General features: G+C 71.4%; 3 protein-coding genes. 1 reads left to right on the top strand and 2 read right to left on the bottom strand.

Annotated elements, in window-relative coordinates:
• Positions 1–156: 156 nt before the first annotated feature.
• Positions 157–981 (bottom strand): SDR family NAD(P)-dependent oxidoreductase, encoded by an 825-nt coding sequence (locus AB0B91_RS65105; protein ID WP_089002152.1) that lies wholly within the window; start codon positions 979–981, stop codon positions 157–159.
• Between the two features lie 127 nt (positions 982–1,108).
• Between AB0B91_RS65105 and AB0B91_RS65110 the strand changes: the two genes are divergently transcribed.
• Positions 1,109–2,065 carry a CoA ester lyase gene (locus tag AB0B91_RS65110; RefSeq protein WP_089002151.1) on the top strand — a complete coding sequence of 319 codons (957 nt, stop codon included), beginning with the start codon at positions 1,109–1,111 and terminating at the stop codon, positions 2,063–2,065.
• A 57-nt stretch (positions 2,066–2,122) separates the two neighbouring features.
• Here the strand turns inward: AB0B91_RS65110 and AB0B91_RS65115 are convergent.
• Positions 2,123–2,426: DUF4190 domain-containing protein (locus AB0B91_RS65115; RefSeq protein ID WP_358343017.1), on the bottom strand; the 304-nt coding region annotated here is incomplete at its 5' end.

Below are 2,426 nucleotides of genomic sequence, written 5' to 3' on the forward strand. Positions count from 1 at the left end.
CCGGTCGCCCGGTTGTTGAAGGCGGTCAGCTCGGCGTCGAGCCGCGCCCGCAGTTCCCCGTCCTCGCCGAGCACCCGCAGGATGTCGCCCCCGCCGATGTCGTTCCCCGTCGTCATGCGGCGGAGTATGGCAGCGTCCCGGCGGCGGGCGACATCGTCATCCGGCGAGGCCGACCGCCTCTGCGCTGGCCGTCCAGAGTCGGGCGGCCAGCTGCGGGTCGGCCGCCCTGGGCAGCGGCCGGCGCAGCCGCCGGTCGATGTAGTAGCCGCCCGTGATGAGCCGCTCGGGGGCCTGGTTGGCCAGCCAGACCAGCGTCTCAGCGCCCTTCTCCGGGCTGCGGAACGGCAGGAGCCGCATGCCCAGGGCGACCAGCCGGCTGTCGTTGCCGAACCGGCTGCGCACCACCCCCGGGTGGAAGGAGTACGCGGGGATCTCCGGCCAGCGTCGGGCCGCCTCGGCCGTGAAGAGGATGTTCGCCTGCTTGCTGGTGCCGTACGCCTGCATCGGCCGGTAGCGGCGCAGCGGGGCGTTCAGGTCGGCCGGGTCGAGCACGCCGCTGCGGTGCGCGCCGGAGGCGGTGACCACCATCCGGCCGATCCGGTCCCGCAGCAGGCTGCTGAGCAGGAAGGGGGCCAGGTGGTTGGCCTGGATCGACAGCTCGAAGCCGTCGACGGTGGTGAGGGGCTGCAGGGCGATCGCCCCGGCGTTGTTGGCGAGCACGTCGATCCGGTCGTACGCCTCGCGCAGTCTGGCAGCCAGCCCGCGGACGTCGTCGAGCACCGCGAAGTCGGCGCGGAAGAGTTCCGGTCGTTCGCCGGACGCCTCCCGCACCTGTTCCGCCGCGGCCTGGAGCCGGGCCGGGTCCCGGCCGACGAGTACCACCTGGTCACCGCGGCGCGCCAGGTCCACGGCGGCCGCCAGGCCGATACCGGAACTGGCCCCGGTCACCACCACGAGTCGACGCCCAGTGAGATCTTCCACAGGTCCATTCACCCCGGTCACGGCACGAGGTTACCGTGGCGTCACAAAGGCCCTCGGCATCGTCCGGCCCTCGCATTTCCGCCACGTGACGTCGGCGTGCCCTCCGCACGCTGGAAGGAGCGCATCCATGGCCGCAGTCGGTCGCCCCCGCCGGTCCTGCCTCGCGGTACCCGGCTCCAGCGTCAAGATGCTCGGCAAGGCCCAGGGGCTCCCCGCTGACCAGGTCTTCCTCGACCTGGAGGACGCGGTCGCCCCGCTCGCCAAGCCCGACGCCCGCAAGAACATCGTCGCGGCCCTGAACGAGGGCGACTGGTCGGGCAAGACCCGCGTCGTACGGGTCAACGACCTCACCACCCCGTGGACCTACCGCGACGTCATCGACGTGGTGGAGGGCGCCGGCGCCAACCTCGACTGCATCATGCTGCCGAAGGTGCAGAACGCGGCCCAGGTGCAGTGGCTCGACATGACGCTGACCCAGCTGGAGCGGACGCTCGGCCTGGAGGTCGGCCGGATCGGCATCGAGGCGCAGATCGAGAACGCGGCCGGCCTGGTCAACATCGATGCCATCGCGGCCGCCTCGCCCCGGGTCGAGACCATCATCTTCGGCCCGGCCGACTTCATGGCCTCGATCAACATGAAGTCCCTGGTGGTCGGCGCGCTCATCCCGGACTACCCGGGCGACCCCTACCACTACATCCTCATGCGCATCCTGATGGCGGCCCGGATGCACGACAAGCAGGCCATCGACGGCCCGTTCCTCCAGATCCGCGACGTGGACGGGTTCCGCGAGGTGGCCAAGCGCTCGGCGGCGCTCGGCTTCGACGGCAAGTGGGTGCTGCACCCGGGCCAGATCGACGCCGCGAACGAGGTCTACTCGCCGGCCCAGGCCGACTACGACCACGCCGAGCTGATCCTCGACGCGTACGAGCACTACACCTCGGAGGCGGGCGGCCGGCTCGGCGCGGTGATGCTCGGCGACGAGATGATCGACGAGGCGTCCCGCAAGATGGCCCTCGTGGTGGCGGCGAAGGGCCGGGCCGCGGGCATGACCCGCACCTCGTCCTTCACCCCGCCCGCGGAGTAGGTCCGCCCTTCCGACGATCCGTGCCGCCCCGGTCCAGGCCGGGGCGGCACCGTCGGTTCAGTAGCCGGTGCCGCTGGTGTCGGCCTGGCTGATCGCGAAGATGATGATCGCCACGTAGAAGAGGACCACCAGCAGGTACAGGCCGGTGACGATCCAGCCGACGATGATGCCGGCCTTCGCCATGCCCTCGCCGCCCTCGCCGGTCTCCCGGATCTGCTTCTGCGCGACGTGGCCGAGGATCGCGCCGATCGGCGCGGTGATGCAGGAACCGATGCCGACCAGGGCGAGCACCAGGGCGGCGATGGCGAGGCCGTTGGTCCTCATCGCAGGGGCGTAGCCGTAGTTCGGGTACGCCGGCGGG

The organism is Nonomuraea sp. NPDC049141 (assembly GCF_040648415.1).
In the GTDB taxonomy this organism is placed as follows: Bacteria; Actinomycetota; Actinomycetes; order Streptosporangiales; family Streptosporangiaceae; genus Nonomuraea.

Bases quoted from the DNA above. Each gene is read 5' to 3' on its own strand.
- AB0B91_RS65110 (WP_089002151.1), top strand. From the start codon at position 1,109: ATGGCCGCAGTCGGTCGCCCCCGCCGGTCCTGCCTCGCGGTACCCGGC.